The organism is Kitasatospora sp. NPDC036993, assembly GCF_055607525.1.
The window spans coordinates 212,127-226,352 of the sequence record NZ_JBVJRP010000007.1; the positions used below are offsets into that span (position 1 = coordinate 212,127).

Annotated in this window: 14 protein-coding genes and 2 pseudogenes; 9 read left to right on the forward strand and 7 right to left on the reverse strand. The window is 75.3% G+C overall.

Annotated features, from left to right (window positions below; all coding sequences use genetic code 11):
• The first annotated feature begins 206 nt into the window (after positions 1-206).
• From ACZ7C5_RS17120 to ACZ7C5_RS17135, 4 genes are read left to right on the forward strand one after another with little or no spacing between them, the layout of a single operon-like run.
• Entirely contained in the window at positions 207-653 is a 447-nt protein-coding gene (locus tag ACZ7C5_RS17120; RefSeq protein ID WP_401084067.1) for an HAD family hydrolase, read from the forward strand.
• A 57-nt stretch (positions 654-710) separates the two neighbouring features.
• Positions 711-1,133 (forward strand): hypothetical protein, encoded by a 423-nt coding sequence (locus ACZ7C5_RS17125; protein ID WP_401084069.1) that lies wholly within the window; start codon positions 711-713, stop codon positions 1,131-1,133.
• A gap of 4 nt (positions 1,134-1,137) precedes the next feature.
• Positions 1,138-1,434, forward strand: coding sequence for a PRC-barrel domain containing protein (locus tag ACZ7C5_RS17130; protein WP_401084071.1), 297 nt, complete (start codon positions 1,138-1,140; stop codon positions 1,432-1,434).
• A gap of 11 nt (positions 1,435-1,445) precedes the next feature.
• A complete protein-coding gene (locus tag ACZ7C5_RS17135; protein WP_401084073.1) occupies positions 1,446-2,030 on the forward strand; it encodes a type 1 glutamine amidotransferase domain-containing protein in 585 nt (194 codons plus the stop codon).
• A 32-nt stretch (positions 2,031-2,062) separates the two neighbouring features.
• Here the strand turns inward: ACZ7C5_RS17135 and ACZ7C5_RS17140 are convergent, their stop codons facing one another.
• The 5 genes and pseudogenes from ACZ7C5_RS17140 to ACZ7C5_RS17160 form a co-directional block, all read right to left on the reverse strand.
• Positions 2,063-2,917, reverse strand: coding sequence for an ATP-dependent DNA ligase (locus ACZ7C5_RS17140; RefSeq protein WP_401084516.1), 855 nt, complete (start codon positions 2,915-2,917; stop codon positions 2,063-2,065).
• Positions 2,918-3,037: 120 nt separating this feature from the next.
• A pseudogene (ligD, locus tag ACZ7C5_RS17145) lies at positions 3,038-3,907 on the reverse strand (non-homologous end-joining DNA ligase); the annotation flags it as partial.
• A gap of 69 nt (positions 3,908-3,976) precedes the next feature.
• Positions 3,977-4,324, reverse strand: a complete 348-nt coding sequence (locus ACZ7C5_RS17150) for an MmcQ/YjbR family DNA-binding protein (RefSeq protein WP_401084075.1) — start codon at positions 4,322-4,324, stop codon at positions 3,977-3,979.
• A gap of 4 nt (positions 4,325-4,328) precedes the next feature.
• The gene (locus ACZ7C5_RS17155) at positions 4,329-4,763 is read right to left on the reverse strand and encodes a VOC family protein (protein WP_401084077.1); all 435 of its coding nucleotides are present in this window, start codon (positions 4,761-4,763) and stop codon (positions 4,329-4,331) included.
• A gap of 3 nt (positions 4,764-4,766) precedes the next feature.
• Positions 4,767-5,672, reverse strand: a complete 906-nt coding sequence (locus tag ACZ7C5_RS17160) for an AraC family transcriptional regulator (protein WP_470322853.1) — start codon at positions 5,670-5,672, stop codon at positions 4,767-4,769.
• Between the two features lie 175 nt (positions 5,673-5,847).
• On the opposite strand from ACZ7C5_RS17160, the gene ACZ7C5_RS17165 reads away from it, so the two are divergent.
• Positions 5,848-6,282, forward strand: coding sequence for a CBS domain-containing protein (locus ACZ7C5_RS17165; RefSeq protein ID WP_188300275.1), 435 nt, complete (start codon positions 5,848-5,850; stop codon positions 6,280-6,282).
• Positions 6,283-6,416: 134 nt separating this feature from the next.
• Here ACZ7C5_RS17165 and ACZ7C5_RS17170 read toward each other — a convergent pair whose 3' ends face one another.
• Positions 6,417-7,328, reverse strand: coding sequence for a helix-turn-helix domain-containing protein (locus ACZ7C5_RS17170; protein WP_470322854.1), 912 nt, complete (start codon positions 7,326-7,328; stop codon positions 6,417-6,419).
• 188 nt (positions 7,329-7,516) lie between these two features.
• On the opposite strand from ACZ7C5_RS17170, the gene ACZ7C5_RS17175 reads away from it, so the two are divergent.
• Entirely contained in the window at positions 7,517-8,140 is a 624-nt protein-coding gene (locus ACZ7C5_RS17175; RefSeq protein WP_188300272.1) for a pyridoxamine 5'-phosphate oxidase family protein, read from the forward strand.
• Positions 8,141-8,283: 143 nt separating this feature from the next.
• On the opposite strand, the pseudogene ACZ7C5_RS17180 reads toward ACZ7C5_RS17175, so the two are convergent.
• Positions 8,284-8,676, reverse strand: a pseudogene (locus ACZ7C5_RS17180) (transglycosylase family protein); the annotation flags it as partial.
• 484 nt (positions 8,677-9,160) lie between these two features.
• Between ACZ7C5_RS17180 and ACZ7C5_RS17185 the strand changes: the two are divergent.
• From ACZ7C5_RS17185 to ACZ7C5_RS17195, 3 genes are all read left to right on the forward strand, one after another.
• Complete coding sequence (locus tag ACZ7C5_RS17185; RefSeq protein WP_401084086.1) at positions 9,161-9,751, forward strand: universal stress protein; 591 nt, start codon at positions 9,161-9,163, stop codon at positions 9,749-9,751.
• 104 nt (positions 9,752-9,855) lie between these two features.
• A complete protein-coding gene (pdxR, locus tag ACZ7C5_RS17190) occupies positions 9,856-11,310 on the forward strand; it encodes a MocR-like pyridoxine biosynthesis transcription factor PdxR (RefSeq protein ID WP_401084088.1) in 1,455 nt (484 codons plus the stop codon).
• Between the two features lie 729 nt (positions 11,311-12,039).
• Complete coding sequence (locus tag ACZ7C5_RS17195) at positions 12,040-13,446, forward strand: family 2B encapsulin nanocompartment shell protein (protein ID WP_401084090.1); 1,407 nt, start codon at positions 12,040-12,042, stop codon at positions 13,444-13,446.
• Positions 13,447-14,226 lie beyond the last annotated feature (780 nt).

A 14,226-nucleotide genomic window follows, 5' to 3' on the forward strand; every position in this document is an offset into this window, starting at 1 on the left:
TGAACCCGCGAGGGGCGGCGGGCGATTCGGTGGATACCCGGCGGGCACCGGCGCGCGGCCGCCGTCCCGGCGCGGACCCGGGCCCCGCGCCGGTACGGCGGCCCACGCTCCGGACCGGCGGAGCCGCAGGCTGCGCGCGCGGCCGGGGAGCGGCCTAACCTGGAAGGGCGCGTTCGATGCGGCGCCCGCGAACGGAAGCGGTGGCCATGACGGTGATCTCGGCGGCTCTCTTCGGTACCGACTGGTGGCAGCCCGCGCTGCCCGGCGGTGCCGAGCTGCTGCGCGAGTGCGCCGCCCGGGGGTGGACGGTCGTGCTGACCGGGCCCGGGCCCGCCGGGGCACCGGCGCTGACCGTGGCCGACCCCGGGGGCGACCCGGTGCGGGCCGCCCTGGAGCTGGTGGGCAGCAGGCCCTGGCACGCCGTGGCCGTCGCCGGAAGCGTGCGCGAGGTACGGGCGGCGCGGCGGGCCGGGGTGCCGTGCGTCGCCCTGGCGGCCGGCCGGGACGCGGGCCCGGAGCTGCGGGCGGCGGGTGCGGCCGAGGTCCACCGCGACGCCGCGGCCCTGCTGGGCATCCTGGACGACAGCCTGCTCGCCCGCCCCAGGGCCTTCGGGCCGGTCGGCGCCGGAACAGGTGGTGCCCGGAACGGTTAGCGCCTGCCCGCACCGGGCAACCGCCCCGGTGCCAGCACGTCACCGGAGGTGTCGGAGGTGACCGAGATGGACGGACCCGCGTTGAGCGGATGGGAGCGGCGGCTCCTTGAGGAGATCGAGTCCGATCTGCGCCAGGACACACGGCTCGACCGCAAGTTGAGCACGATGGGCGAGAAGCCGCCCAGCCGGTTCAGGGGCGTGCTCCGCGGCATCGGACGCCGGATCTCCACGGGGGTGGTGCTGACCGCCCTGGTGATGACGGTGATCTGCCTCGGGGTGGGGGTACGGACCCCGACCACCGCCGTGCTGGTCGCGCTCGGCGTGGTCTGGACGGCCACGGTGGCGGCCGCGGTCGCCACCGCGGAGCTGCTGCGCCGCCGGAGCGCGGCCCGGCGCCGCGTCGAACCAGCGGACCCGGAGGACCTCGGGGAACGTCGGGAGCGCCGCGAACGGCGCCCCTGGGACCGGCCGGAGGCGTGAGGCGATGACCACCGAACTGTGGGAGCACCGCCCTGGCTCCCATCCCGCCGCCGACGTCACCCTGGTCGGGTACGAGGTGCACGCCACCGACGGCCCGGTCGGCCGGGTCGAGCAGGACGCCGGGGACCACCTGCTGGTCGACGCCGAGCCCTGGGTGCCGGGCACCCGGGTGCTCGTCCCGGCCGGCCTGGTCGCCAGGCTCGACCACCTCGACCGCGCCGTCCACCTCGACTGCCCGCGCGCCAGGCTCAGCTCCGCCCCGCCCGCGGCCGTCGACCTGACCGCCCCGCACCCGCGCTGAGGCCGGGGACCATGGGCTGGCCGTCCACCACCCTGACCGGCCGGACGATCGCCTTCCTGGTCGCGCCGTACGGGGCCGAGCAGGTCGAACTGACCGACCCCTGGCAGGCGGTGGCCGAGTCCGGCGGCACCCCGCGACTGCTGTCCACCGCCGGGGGCCGGGTCCAGGCCGTCCGGCACCACGCCCCGGCCGACACCTTCGCCGTGGACGTCCCGGTCGCCGAGGCGGATCCGGCCGACTACGACGGGCTGGTCCTCCCCGGCGGCGTCGCCAACCCCGACCGGCTGCGCCTGGACCGGCCGGCGGTCGCCTTCGTGCACGCCTGCTGCGCCGCCGGCCGTCCGGTCGCGGCGATCTGCCACGCCGCCTGGACCCTGATCGAGGCCGACGCCGTGCGCGGCCGCACCCTCACCTCCTGGCCCAGCCTGCGCACCGACCTGGTCAACGCCGGCGCGCACTGGGTCGACGAGCCGGTCCACGTCTGCCACGACGGCCCAGGACCGCTCGTCACCAGCCGCAAGCCCGCCGACCTGCCGCTGTTCGACGACGCCTTCGTGACGGAGTTCGCCCACGCGACGGGGAGGCGCCGGACCTGAGGCCGGGCGGGCCCACCGCGCGATCGCGGCCGTCAGTCGCCCCTGAGCCGGACGAAGGTGGCGGTGGGCGGGCGGCCGGTGAGGGTGATCTCGGCGCGCAGGACGGCGGTGAGCGGGTGGACCCGGCCGTGGTCGGGGTCGGCGACGGGCGGGCCGAGCAGCGGGCCCGCGACCTCGGCGACCTCGCGGGACTGCACCGGGGTGAGCCGCGGGGCGGTGAGGAACACCCGGCCGTCGTCGAGCCCCAGGATCAGCGCGTGCGGCCGGCCGGCCGGTCCGGTGACCGCGCGGACCGTGGCGTCGAGGGTGTCGCCGCGGCGGTACTTGACCCAGACGTGCCCCGCACCGCGCGGGCGGTAGGGGGAGGCGGCGGCCTTGCAGACCAGGCCCTCGACACCGGTGTCGGCGAGCCGCTCCATCCACTCCAGCGCCTCCGTCCGGTCCGTGGTGGCCATGACCGGCCGGACCGGCGGCGGGACGTCGGCGAGGGCGGCGAGCAGCAGCCGGCGGCGGTCGGTGAGCGGCAGCCGGCGGACGTCGCGGCCGGGCAGCGCCAGCAGGTCGAAGGCGATCAGGCCGAGCACCACCTCAGGGGCCGCCGCGCGGGCCCGGCGGGTGTGCAGCAGCTCGCCGAAGGCGAACCGGCCGTCCCGCCAGGCGACCAGTTCGCCGTCCAGCACCAGCCCCTCCGGCAGCCGGGCGACGGCGGCGGCGATCGCCGGGAACTCGGGGGCGAGGTCGCGGCCGCTGCGGGACTGGAGGTACGCCGGGCGCTCGCCCCGGGCGAAGGCGACGCAGCGGAAGCCGTCCAGCTTCAGCTCGTACCGCACGCCCCCGCCGCCCAGGCCGTCGGTGGGCGGGACGGCGGTCACGGCGGCCGGGCGCATCACCTCGACGGGCGGGTGCAGCACCTGGCGCGGCGGCGCTTCCCGGCCCGGCGCGGAGGACGCCGACGAGGCCGGGGGCGCGGAGGGTGCCGGGGACGCCGGGGACGCCGGGGATGCCGGGGGCAGCGGGCGGGCCCGCGCCGGGTCCAGCAGCGGGGCGAGCAGGTCACCCCGCGCGGCCAGCCGGTCGGGCAGCTCGGCCAGTGTGAAGACCAGGTCCCGCTCGGCGCCGGCCCGCGCCAGCTCCGCCCAGGCCAGCGGGGTGGAGACGGTCGGCAGCGGCCGGGCCCGCAGGGTGTACGGCGCGGCGGTGGTCTTCTTGGCGTTGTTCTGAGACCAGTCGACCAGCACCCGGCCCACCCGCCTGGCCTTGGCCATGGTGTGCACCACCAGCTCCGGGTGCTCCGCCTCCAGGGCGGCCGCCAGCGCCTTCGCGTACCCGGAGACCCGGGCGCTCGGCGTGGGCTCGATCGGGACCAGCAGGTGCAGGCCCTTGGAACCCGAGGTCTTCACCCAGGCCGCCAGCCCGTCCGCCGCGAGCCGCTCGCGCAGCAGCAGCGCGACCGTCCGGCAGGTGAGCACGTCCGCGCCCTCACCGGGGTCGAGGTCCAGCACCAGCCGGTCGGCGAGGGCGGGCGCCGCGGCGTGCCACTGCGGGACGTGCAGCTCCAGGCACCCCAGGTTGGCGACCGCCAGCAGCGCCGCGCCGTCCTCCAGCACCACCTGGCGCAGCTCGCCGGTGTTGCTCGGCACCGCCACCGTGCGCACCCAGTCCGGGGTGCCGGGCGGCGGGTTCTTGGCGACGAACACCGCCGCCTCGACCCCGTCCGGGCAGCGCAGGAAGGAGACCGGACGGTCGCGCAGGTGGGGGAGCAGCACGGTGTGCACGGCGGCGTAGTAGCGCAGCACCTCGCCCTTGGGGGTGCCGGTGCGCGGGTAGTACACCTTGTCGAGGTGGGAGAGGGCGAGGGTGCGCCCGTCCACCGTCATCTGCGGCACGGTCCGCCTCCGAAGCCTCCGGTGGGTGGCCCCCGCAGCCAGTCTGCCCCGCCCCGGGCGCTACCGCCCCGGGCCGACCAGCGCGTGGGCGTCCGCGACCAGGTCCCCGATCCGGCCCCAGTCCGGCGCAGGCCCGTCCAGCCGCACGCCCAGCCACCCCCGGTGCCCCGCGTAGGGCGGCCGGAAGTAGCGCTCGGTGTCCTCCCCGACGAGCCGCTGCTGCGCCCCGCCGGGCGCCGCGCACCAGAAGGCCAGGCGGTCGTCGTGGTGGTGGTCGGAGACCATCACGAACATCCGGGCCCGGCGTCCGGAGCCCGCGAACCAGCTCGGTTCCCCGTGGCTGACCCGCTCCTCGACCTCCGGCAGCGCCAGGCACAGCGCGCGCAGCCGCTCCACCGGAGTGCGCATGACGTCACCCCCGCGGGCGGGCGGCGGGCCGGGGCGCGCCCCGGTAGGTGCCGAAGTACCAGTGGTTGCCCTCCGGGTCGATGGCGGCGAAGTCGCGCGAGCCGTAGTCGGTCTCGTACAGCCCCATGAGGATCCTGGCCCCGGCGGCCACCGCGCGGGTGTGCACGGCGTCCGGATCGGCGGTGACCACGTACGCGGTGAAGCCGCCCGGCCGGCCCGGCCAGGGCTCGGCGCCCTCGGCCGGTTCACGGACCGAGCCGAGCATCACGCCGCCACCCTCGGGCCAGGCGAGTTCGGCGTGCCGGACGACCTCGTCCTCACCGTAGGTGACGACCTCCTGGAAGCCGAACGCGTCGACCAGGAAGCGGATCAGGGCCCGGGCGTCGGTGGCCCGCAGGTTGGGCCAGACCTGCGGGGCGGGGGTCTCGGTGGTGTCCATGGCTCACTCCTCGGAAAGCGCGGGTCGTTCTGCCTCCCACTGTGCGGCCGCCGCCCGGGCCCCGCCTTGGACGTTTCGGAACTTCGCCTGCTCCGGTCCCTCCGCCGCCAGCCAGGTGCTCGGTGCCGCCCCGGCCAGCGCGCGGAACTCACGGGCCAGGTGCGCCTGGTCGAAGTACCCGCAGCGCACGGCCAGTTCGGCCAGCCGGGGCGGCGGTCCCGCGGAGAGCAGGCGCCTGGCCCGGTCGAAGCGCATCACCCGGGCGGCGGCCTTCGGGGTCAGCCCGGTCTCCCGGCGGAACCGATCCTGGAGGTGCCGGGCGCTCCAGCCGGTCTCCCTGGCCAGCTCGGCCACCGGCAGGGCGCCGTCGCTGCGCCGCAGCGCCCGCCAGGCCCAGCCGACCTCGGGCGGCACCCGGCCGGAGGGGCGGGCGGCCCGCAGCAGCGCCCCGTCCAGTGCGGCGAACCGCTCCGCCCAGCCGCCGGCCGCCAGCAGCTGCTCCCGGAGCCGTTCGGCGGACCGGCCGAGCACCTCCTCGGCGGACATGTCGATCCCGGCCAACTCCCCGGCGGGCAGCCCGAACAGCGCCCTGGCGGCGAGCGGGTGCACGGCGATCTGCACCCCGGACTGAGCGCCGTCGTGGGTGATCAGCGCGGGCGTGGTGTGCAGGCCGCCGAGCAGGGTCGGGTAGCTGCCGGGCGGCTGCGCGGGGTCGGGGTGCCCGGCGATCACCAGCGGTTCGTCGAGGGTGAGGATGAAGGTCAGGTACGGGGAGGGCAGTCCGCGGTGCAGGGCGGGGGCGAGGCCGCGCTGCCGGTAGCCGGAGTACCAGGCCAGGTACGGGCGCAGCGCGGTCGCGGGCCGGGCCCGGACGGCCTCGTCGACTGCCTCGCGGGCATCCGTGGTCACCCTTCCAGTATCGGCGGTCGGGGCGGCCCGGCGCCGGGCCGCGGTCGCGGGCCGAGGCGGGGTTGCTTATGGTGATGGCGCGGTCACACCCCTCCCGCTCCGACGGCGGGAGTCCGGGAGCACCGCCGGGGGGCGGGGGGACCTGGTGGGGGGAACCATCGACGAAGGAGTCCCCGTGACCACTGCCCGAGACATCATGCACACCGGCGCCCAGTGCATCGGCGCCCACCAGACGCTGGCCGAGGCCGCGCGGATGATGCGTGACAAGAACGTGGGCGCACTGCCGATCTGCGGTGACGACCAGAAGCTCAAGGGCATCATCACCGACCGCGACATCGTGCTGCGATGTATCGCGGAGGGCAAGGACCCGGCCACGATGACCGCCATGGAGCTGTCCGGCCACCTGCACTGCGTGCGGGCCGAGGACAGCATGGAGGCGGTGCTGCGCAAGATGGAGCAGCACCAGATCCGGCGCATCCCGGTGATCGACGGGGACCGGCTGGTGGGCATGATCAGCGAGGCCGACCTGGCGATGGGCCACCGCGAGGGCCAGCGGTTGACCGATCAGCAGATCATCGAGTTCATGGACAGCGTCTACATGAAGCACTGACCGGCCGACACCCCTCGTGCCCCGCCCCCGCCGCCCCGGTGACCGGCCGGACCCCCGTACCGGCCGGACCCTCCGAGCATGCCGGGCGGGGCACCGGCGCGTCTTGTACAAACGCGCAGCGCCCGGCCGCGGCCCTAGCTTCCGGCGTCCAGGACGGCGCTGGTCACCCGCCCGCTGACCCGGTCGGCGGGTTCGGGGAGGGCCGCGGCGGCGGTGTGCCGGGAGGCCAGGAACTCGCGGGGCGAGCAGCCGACCATGGTGCGGAAGGTGCGGTCGAGGTGGGACTGGTCGTAGTAGCCGCAGCGCACGGCCAGGTCGGCGCCGGTGGGGCGGTCGCCGGTGTGCCGGTCCTGGTGGGCGGCCAGGGCGGTGAGGGTGTGCTGGAGCCGGAGGATTCCCGCCGCCTGCTTGGGGGCCACTCCGAGGTGCTCGCGGAAGCGCAGTTCCAGCCGGCGGCGGCTCCACCCGGTGCCCTCGACCAGGGTGCGGATCGGCACCAGCCCGTGGGAGCGCCGCAGTTGCCGCCAGACCCAGTGGACGGACGGGTCCCAGTCAGGCCCGTACGCGAACAGCGCGCCGAAGTAGCCGTCCAGCATGGCGAACCGGGCCGGCCAGCTCGGGGCGTGGGCCAGCCGGTCGGTCAGCGCCCGCAGTCGCGGGCCCAGGACCTCCCCGGCCTCGGCCCACTGCCCGCCGAGTTCGCCGGCCAGCGGCCCGAACGCCCGGAACGCGCCCTCCGGGGTGAGTGACACGGCCAACCCGTACAGCACGCCCGCGTGTTCGGCGATCGTCGCGGTGCGGCGCAGCCCTGCCACGACCGAACCGAAGGCGGCGGCGGGGGCGAGGGAGACGGCGTCGGCGAGGCGCACGCCGCCCTCGAAGGCGAGCGCCACGGTGACGACGTCGGTCGGCACCTCCAGCCGGCGCCGCGGCTGCCGCAGGGCCAGCCGGTAGCCGCGGTAGCCGAGGACGTGTCCGCGCAGCGGGGCGGCGGGGACGCCGAGGACCGTCCCGGGCGCGGTGGGCGGGAGGGTGCTCCGGATCATCGCAACTCCCCTGCTGGGACCGGCGGGTGACAGGTGCAGCCCCATGGTAGGCGCCCTCCCGCGCCGGTCGGGCGGCCGCGCCGGGCGGCGTACGGGCGCGAACGGGCGCGAACGGAGGCGCCCGGCCTCGCGTCCCAAGGGCCGGATCGCGCTTTCCCGGTGGTGGGGAAGCGGGCAGAATCGCGCCCATGGGAAAGCAGTACGAAAGCATCGACGGTCGGCTGCGTCAGTTCATCGAGCGTCAGCCGGTCTACTTCGTGGCCACCGCCCCGCTGGCCGCCGACGGACACGTCAACCTCTCGCCCAAGGGGCGTTCCGGAACCCTCGTGGTGATCGACGAGCTGACCCTCGCCTACCTGGACTTCGGCGGCTCGCAGGCCGAGACCGTCGCCCATCTGCGGGAGAACGGCCGGATCACCCTGATGTGGTGCGCCTTCGAGGGGCCGCCGACCGTGGTGCGGGTGCACGGGCGCGGTGAGCCCGTCTTCCGGGACGACCCGCGCTTCGCCGGGCTGCTCGGCCACTTCGGCCGGGCCGCCGACGGTTCGGGCCTGCGGGCGATCGTGCTGGTCAGGGCGGAGCGGGTGAGCGACTCCTGCGGGTACGCGGTGCCGTTCATGGACTACCGCACCGACCGTGACCTGCACGCCCAGTACTTCGACCGCAAGGGCGAGGAGGAGTTCGGCGCCTACTGCGAGCGCAAGCCACTGGTCGGCACCAGCATCGACGGCCTGCCGGCCGTCCCGATGCCCCTGCCGCCCCGGCCCGCCCCGGCCGCCGCCCGCACCGGCGGGTCCGGCACCGACGACTGAGGCCGGGGGGTCGCGCCCCGCCGACGGAACGGGACGTGGACGGAACGTGACGCCGATGGAACGCGACGCCGGTGGAACGCGACGAGGCCGCCGCACCCCCGATGGGGTGCGGCGGCCTCGGCCGGTACGGCCCTGCGGTCCTACTTGGTCAGACCGGCCTTGACGGAGCAGACCGGCCAGGCGCCCGGGCCCTGCGAGGCGAGGACCTTCTCGCCGATGGCGATCTGCTGGTCCTTGGTGGCCTGGTGGGCCTGCGGGGCGTAGGCGGTGCCACCGAAGGCGGCCCAGGTGCTGGAGGTGAACTGCAGGCCGCCGTAGAAGCCGTTGCCGGAGTTGATGGCCCAGTTGCCGGTCGCCTCGCAGGCGGCGACCTTGTCCCAGACCGAAGCCGGCGCGGCGGAGGCGCTGGTGGCCGTGACGAGGCCGGCCACCGGCAGGACGGTGAACGCCCCGGCCATCAGAGCCATCCGGACGCGGTTGCGGCGCTTCGGGGTGGCGGTGGTGGTGGCAGCGGCGGTCTCGTTACGGAAGGTCATGGAGTTCCTTTCGGAGGGGTCTGCGAGCACGCGGAACCAGGCCCTCGGAAGGCCGTCGGTTTCGGGGACACGTCACTCGCGTGGTCCTGCACCGTCCTGCCCGGGGGCCTCGGAGGCCCGGCCGGAGCGGATCGCTCGGTGCAACGAGTTCGAAGTTACGGGGGTGGTCGTGCCGGTTTCAAGGATTTGAAGGTTTAGCCACGTCAGAGGGCTGTTACCGACGGTAAAGATCAAGGAAATGTGCCAATTTCGCCCGATTTGCACCCATTTCCAAGATCAAAGCACCCCCGGAAGTGGCCCGCGCCACTCCGAACCGGCCCCGGAACCGCTGTGAGGCCGCCCACACGGTCGACGGTGCGTGACGGGCCGCCCGCCGCCGGTGCCGATTCCACCGTGTCGGCCGGCGACCGGGGTGGCCCGCACCACAGCCCTCACCCGCCGTGCCCCCTGCGGTCACTCCCGGTGGCGGGCATAGCCTCGGCGCATGAGCAACGAGAGCGATGCAGCGGACACGGCGGACGCGGGAGAGGCGCCCGCCGGTACGGGCGGGGCGGCGGCCGGCCCGGGAGGGGCTGCCACGGCCGGGCTGCCGACCGGCGCCGGGCACCACGAGGCCGCGGCCGCGCCCACGGGCTTCGAGCTGGGCACCGACGGCCCCAAGGTGGTCCTGGCCGGTCTGGACGGCTCCGACTCCTCCTGGCGCGCCACCGCCTACGCCGCCGGACTGGCCCGCCGGCAGGGCGCCGTCCTCGCGGTGGCCTACATCCAGCCGATCCTCGGCGCCGCGACCGCCCTGGCCGGGGCCGCGGTGGAGGAGACCACCCAGGAGATCGCCGAGGAGCTGCTGGCCGCGCTGCGCGAGGCCGAGCACCGGGTGCGCGAGGTGTGGCAGGTGGAGTGGCGCTTCCTGACCATGCGCGGTGACCCGTACACCGGCCTCGCCAAGCTCGCGGACGAGCTGCGTGCCGACGCCGTGGTGGTAGGGGTCTCCGAGCAGGCCGGACACAAGGTGATCGGGTCGGTCGCCGTCCGGCTGGTGAAGGCGGGCCGCTGGCCGGTCACCGTCGTGCCGTAGCCCGTAGCCCGTAGCCCGTAGCCCGTAGCCCGTAGCCGGTGGCCCGGGCTGCGGGCCGGGCCGCCCGCAGGGCCGTGTCCCGGCGGCCGGTAGGGTGCGTGACCATGACGGACACGCGGGGCACGCACCCCTCCGGGCCCGCCCACCCGACCGGCAGTGACCTGCACCTCGACCTGCCCGCACGCGGCGGCCGCCGCGCGGCGCTGATGGCGGCGCTGCGCGAGGCGATCCGCAGCGGCAGACTGGCCCCCGGCACCCGGCTGCCGCCCTACCGGGCCCTCGCCGCCGACCTCGGCCTGGCCCGCAACACCGCCGCCGAGGCCTACGCCGAACTCGTCGCCGAGGGCTGGCTGACCGCCCGTCAGGGCTCCGGCACCACCGTCGCGGAGCGGGCCGAACCCGTCCCGCCCGCCCGGGCCCGCCGCCCCTCGCGCCGGCCTGGCCCCACCCACGACCTGCGCCAGGGCCGGCCCGACGCCGCCTCCTTCCCACGCGCCGCCTGGCTCGCCGCCGCCCGCCGGGCGCTCACCGCGGCCCCCAACGAGGCCTTCGGGCCCGGCGATCCGCACGGCCGGCGCGAACTGCGCACCGTCCTGGCCGACTACCTCTCCCGCGCCCGCGGGGTGCGCACCGACCCGGACCGGATCGTCGTCTGCTCCGGCTTCGCCCACGCGCTGCGGCTGCTCTTCGACGGCGCCGCGCCGGCGCTGCCGCCCGCCGAGCACGGACCGCTGGCCGTCGAGGCGTACGGGCTGGGCTTCCACCGCGGGCTGCTGGCCGCCGCCGGCGTCGCCACCGTGCCGCTGCCGATCGACGAACGGGGTGCCCGGACGGGCGAGTTGGCGCGGCACCGGGACGTCAGGACGGCCCTGCTCACCCCCGCCCACCAGTTCCCGACCGGCGGTCCGCTGCACCCGGGCCGCCGCGCCGCCGTGGTCGACTGGGCGCGCGGACGCGGCGGGCTGGTCCTGGAGGACGACTACGACGGGGAGTTCCGCTACGACCGCCAGCCGGTCGGCGCCCTCCAGGGGCTCGACCCCGAGCGGGTGGTCTACCTCGGCAGCACCAGCAAGAGCCTGAGCCCCGCGCTGCGGCTCGGCTGGATGGTGCTGCCCGACCACCTGGTGGACCGGGTGCTCGCCGCCAAGGGCGAACGCGAGGGCTGGGCCAGTGCCCTGGACCAGCTCACGCTCGCCGAGTTCATCGACTCCGGCGGCTACGACCGGCACGTGCGCCGGATGCGCCGCCAGTACCGGGACCGCCGCGACCGGCTGGTGGCCGCGCTCGCCGCCCGCGCCCCGCACGTCGAGGTGTCCGGCATCGCGGCCGGACTGCACGCGGTGCTGCGCCTGGAGCCGGGCACCGAGCGCTCGGTGCTCAAGGCCGCCGCGTACCGGGGCCTGGCCGTCGAGGGGCTCGCCGACTACCGGCACCCGGCGATCGGCGAGGAACTGATGCCCGCCGCCGACGGCCTGGTGGTCGGCTACGCCACCCCGCCGGACCACGCCTACCAGGCGGCGCTGACCGCGCTCTGCGACATCCTGCCGCCGTGCGGCTGAGGGCTGCGCGGGTTGCGCGGGCGGTGAGTGCGGCGGGGGAGGGCGGCGAAGGATAGGCCCCCGGGCGCGCCCGCGCGGTCGGAACGCGACCGCCGGGTGCCCGGTGTCCGCAGGCCGCTCCCGCGTCGGTACGGACCGGGGCCGAGGAGGGTGATCCCCGGGGGAGTGGCGCCTACGCTCCTCGGGGCGGCGAGGCCGACGACGTCCGTGCCCCCGATCCCCCGTCAGGTGCCGGCTTCCCCCGTGCCGGCACCTGACGGGCCCTTCGCGCGGCCGTGGCCGACCGCGCGGCCGCGGGCGGTACGGGAACCACGGGCGACACGGCCGGCACCGGCCGGCACCGGCGCGAACCGCCGGGGTGGTGTGCGCCGGGTTGACGCCGGGCGGCGGATTCCCAGGTGCTCCGGCAGGGCCGTGGCCAGGGTGGGAGGCCTTGGGCAGCACGGGGATCGCAGTGGCGAACGATTGTTCCTGCAGTCCTCGGCGCAGTGGAAGTGGACTGGGCGAGATTCACCCTATCGGGGGGTAGTCGGCCTCCGTGCGGGCCCGGCGAGGCCTTGGTGATCTAGGGTTCCGGGTGGGTCGCCGGGAGACGGCGGCCGCTTCTTCGCTTGATTTCGCCAGCGCCCCCACCAGTAATCGGATCTGATGATCCGTCACGGCATGCGCCAGGGCGGCCGGTGTGCCCCCGGGCGTGTGACCAGACCACAGGAATGGAGAGTCCTGCCGATGCCCGTGGACACGAGCCCGGAGACAGAGCAGGTCAAGCAGCAGAGCCTTGCGACGGCCGCTGCCCGGAACCTTGCCACCACGACCAAGTCCGCACCGCAGATGCAGGAGATCACCTCCCGCTGGCTGCTCAAGGTGCTTCCCTGGGTGCAGGCGGCCGGTGGCGCCTACCGCGTCAACCGCCGGCTCACCTACGCCGTCGGCAACGGCGTCGTGGAGTTCATCAAGACCGGTTCGCAGGTCCGGGTGATCCCGGCCGAGCTCGGTGAGCTGGCCCTGCTGCGCGGCTACGAGGAGGAGGACGTCCTCACCGCCCTGGCCGACCGCTGCCAGCAGCGGGACTTCGGCCCCGGTGAGGTGCTCGCCACCCAGGGCGAGGCCGCCGACCGGATCTTCCTGATCGCGCACGGCAAGATCAACAAGATCGGCACCGGCAAGTACGGCGACGACACCGTGGTCGGCGTGGCCGGCGACGGTGACCGGTTCGGCGAGGACGCGCTGCTGAACCCCGACGCCGTCTGGGAGTTCACGGCCAAGACCGCCACCGCCGGTGTCGCGCTGACGCTGACCCGGGCGGACTTCGCCGCCATCCGGGACAACGCGCCTGGCCTCCAGGAGCACCTCCAGGCCTTCCTCGCCCTGCCGCTCCAGGCGCAGAACGAGCGCGGCGAGGCCGAGATCGCCATGTCGGCCGGCCACCACGGCGAGTACGAGCTGCCCGGCGCCTTCGTGGACTACGAACTCAAGCCGCGTGAGTACGAGCTGAGCGTCGCGCAGACCATCCTGAAGGTCCACACCCGCGTCGCGGACCTCTACAACCAGCCGATGAACCAGATCGAGCACCAGCTGCGGCTGACGATCGAGGCCCTGCGCGAGCGCCAGGAGCACGAGATCGTCAACAACCCGGAGTTCGGCCTGCTCAACAACGCCGACTTCGACCAGCGGATCCAGACGCAGTCCGGCCCGCCCACCCCGGACGACCTGGACGAGCTGCTCAACCGCCGTCGTGACCCCGACTACCTGCTCGCCCACCCGCGGACCATCGCCGCGATCGGCCGGGAGCTCAACGCCCGCGGGCTGTACCCCGCTCATGTCGACCTCGGCGGGCAGCAGGTGCCGGCCTGGCGCGGGGTGCCGATCCTGCCGTGCAACAAGATCCCGATCACCAAGGAGAACACCAGCTCGATCCTCGTGATCCGTACCGGCGAGGACAACCAGGGCGTCATCGGCCTGCACCAGACCGGCATCCCGGACGAGTACCAGCCGTCGCTGTCGGTCCGCTTCATGGGCATCGACGAGAAGGCGATCATCTCCTACCTGGTCAGCGCCTACTACTCGACCGCCATCCTGGTGCCGGACGCGGTCGGTGTGCTGGAGAACGTGGAGATCGCGAACCGCCGCAGCTGAGCGCACGGAACAGCGGGCGCGGACCGTAACCGGCCGGCTCGAAGATCGTTTGACCTGATGACGGACGGCCCGCCCCCGAAGGCGGGCCGTCCGCCTGATCGTTTCTGATCACTTCTGGTCGTGCCCGAAGGGGTTTCTGTCGGAAATGTGACCGCATTCGACGGCCTTGCCCATTCTGCCCATTCCCTCGCGGCCGGTCGGCCCGAGCCCGTTCCGTCCTCCCCGGACGATCCGAGAGGTGTGTGGAGCCCATGCCCCAGCTTCGGCAGATCCGCCGGATACCGCCCGACGGCGGCGGGGGCGCGACCCCCGGGCGGCAGGTGCGGCTGATCGGCGCGGCGGCCGGCGTGGTGGCGATCTGCGCGCTGGTGACCGGGGCGACGGCCTCCGGTGCCGGGTACCCGGGCGGGCACCCGCACGGCCCGGTGGTGGACACCTGCGTGTGCGGCGAGACCGATGTGTCGATGTCGGTGCGGCCGGGCGGGCAGGTGACGGTCGGCGTGGACGTGGACGTCCAGGTCGGGGTCAGCGTCAGCCCGGGCGCCGGGCTCGGCCACCACAAGCCCAAGCCCCCGCACGGCCACCACCCCTGCCACACCCCCAAGGCCACCCCGACACCCTCCGCGCCCATCCCCACGCCTTCGCGTCCGGCGCCCTCCGCGTCCTTTCCCACGCCCTCGCGTCCGGTGCCCACCGCGTCCTTCCCCACGCCCTCGCGTCCGGCGGGTCTGCGGAGCGAGTCCGGGAACCCGAGCGAAGGGCACGACGAGGGGCCGGACG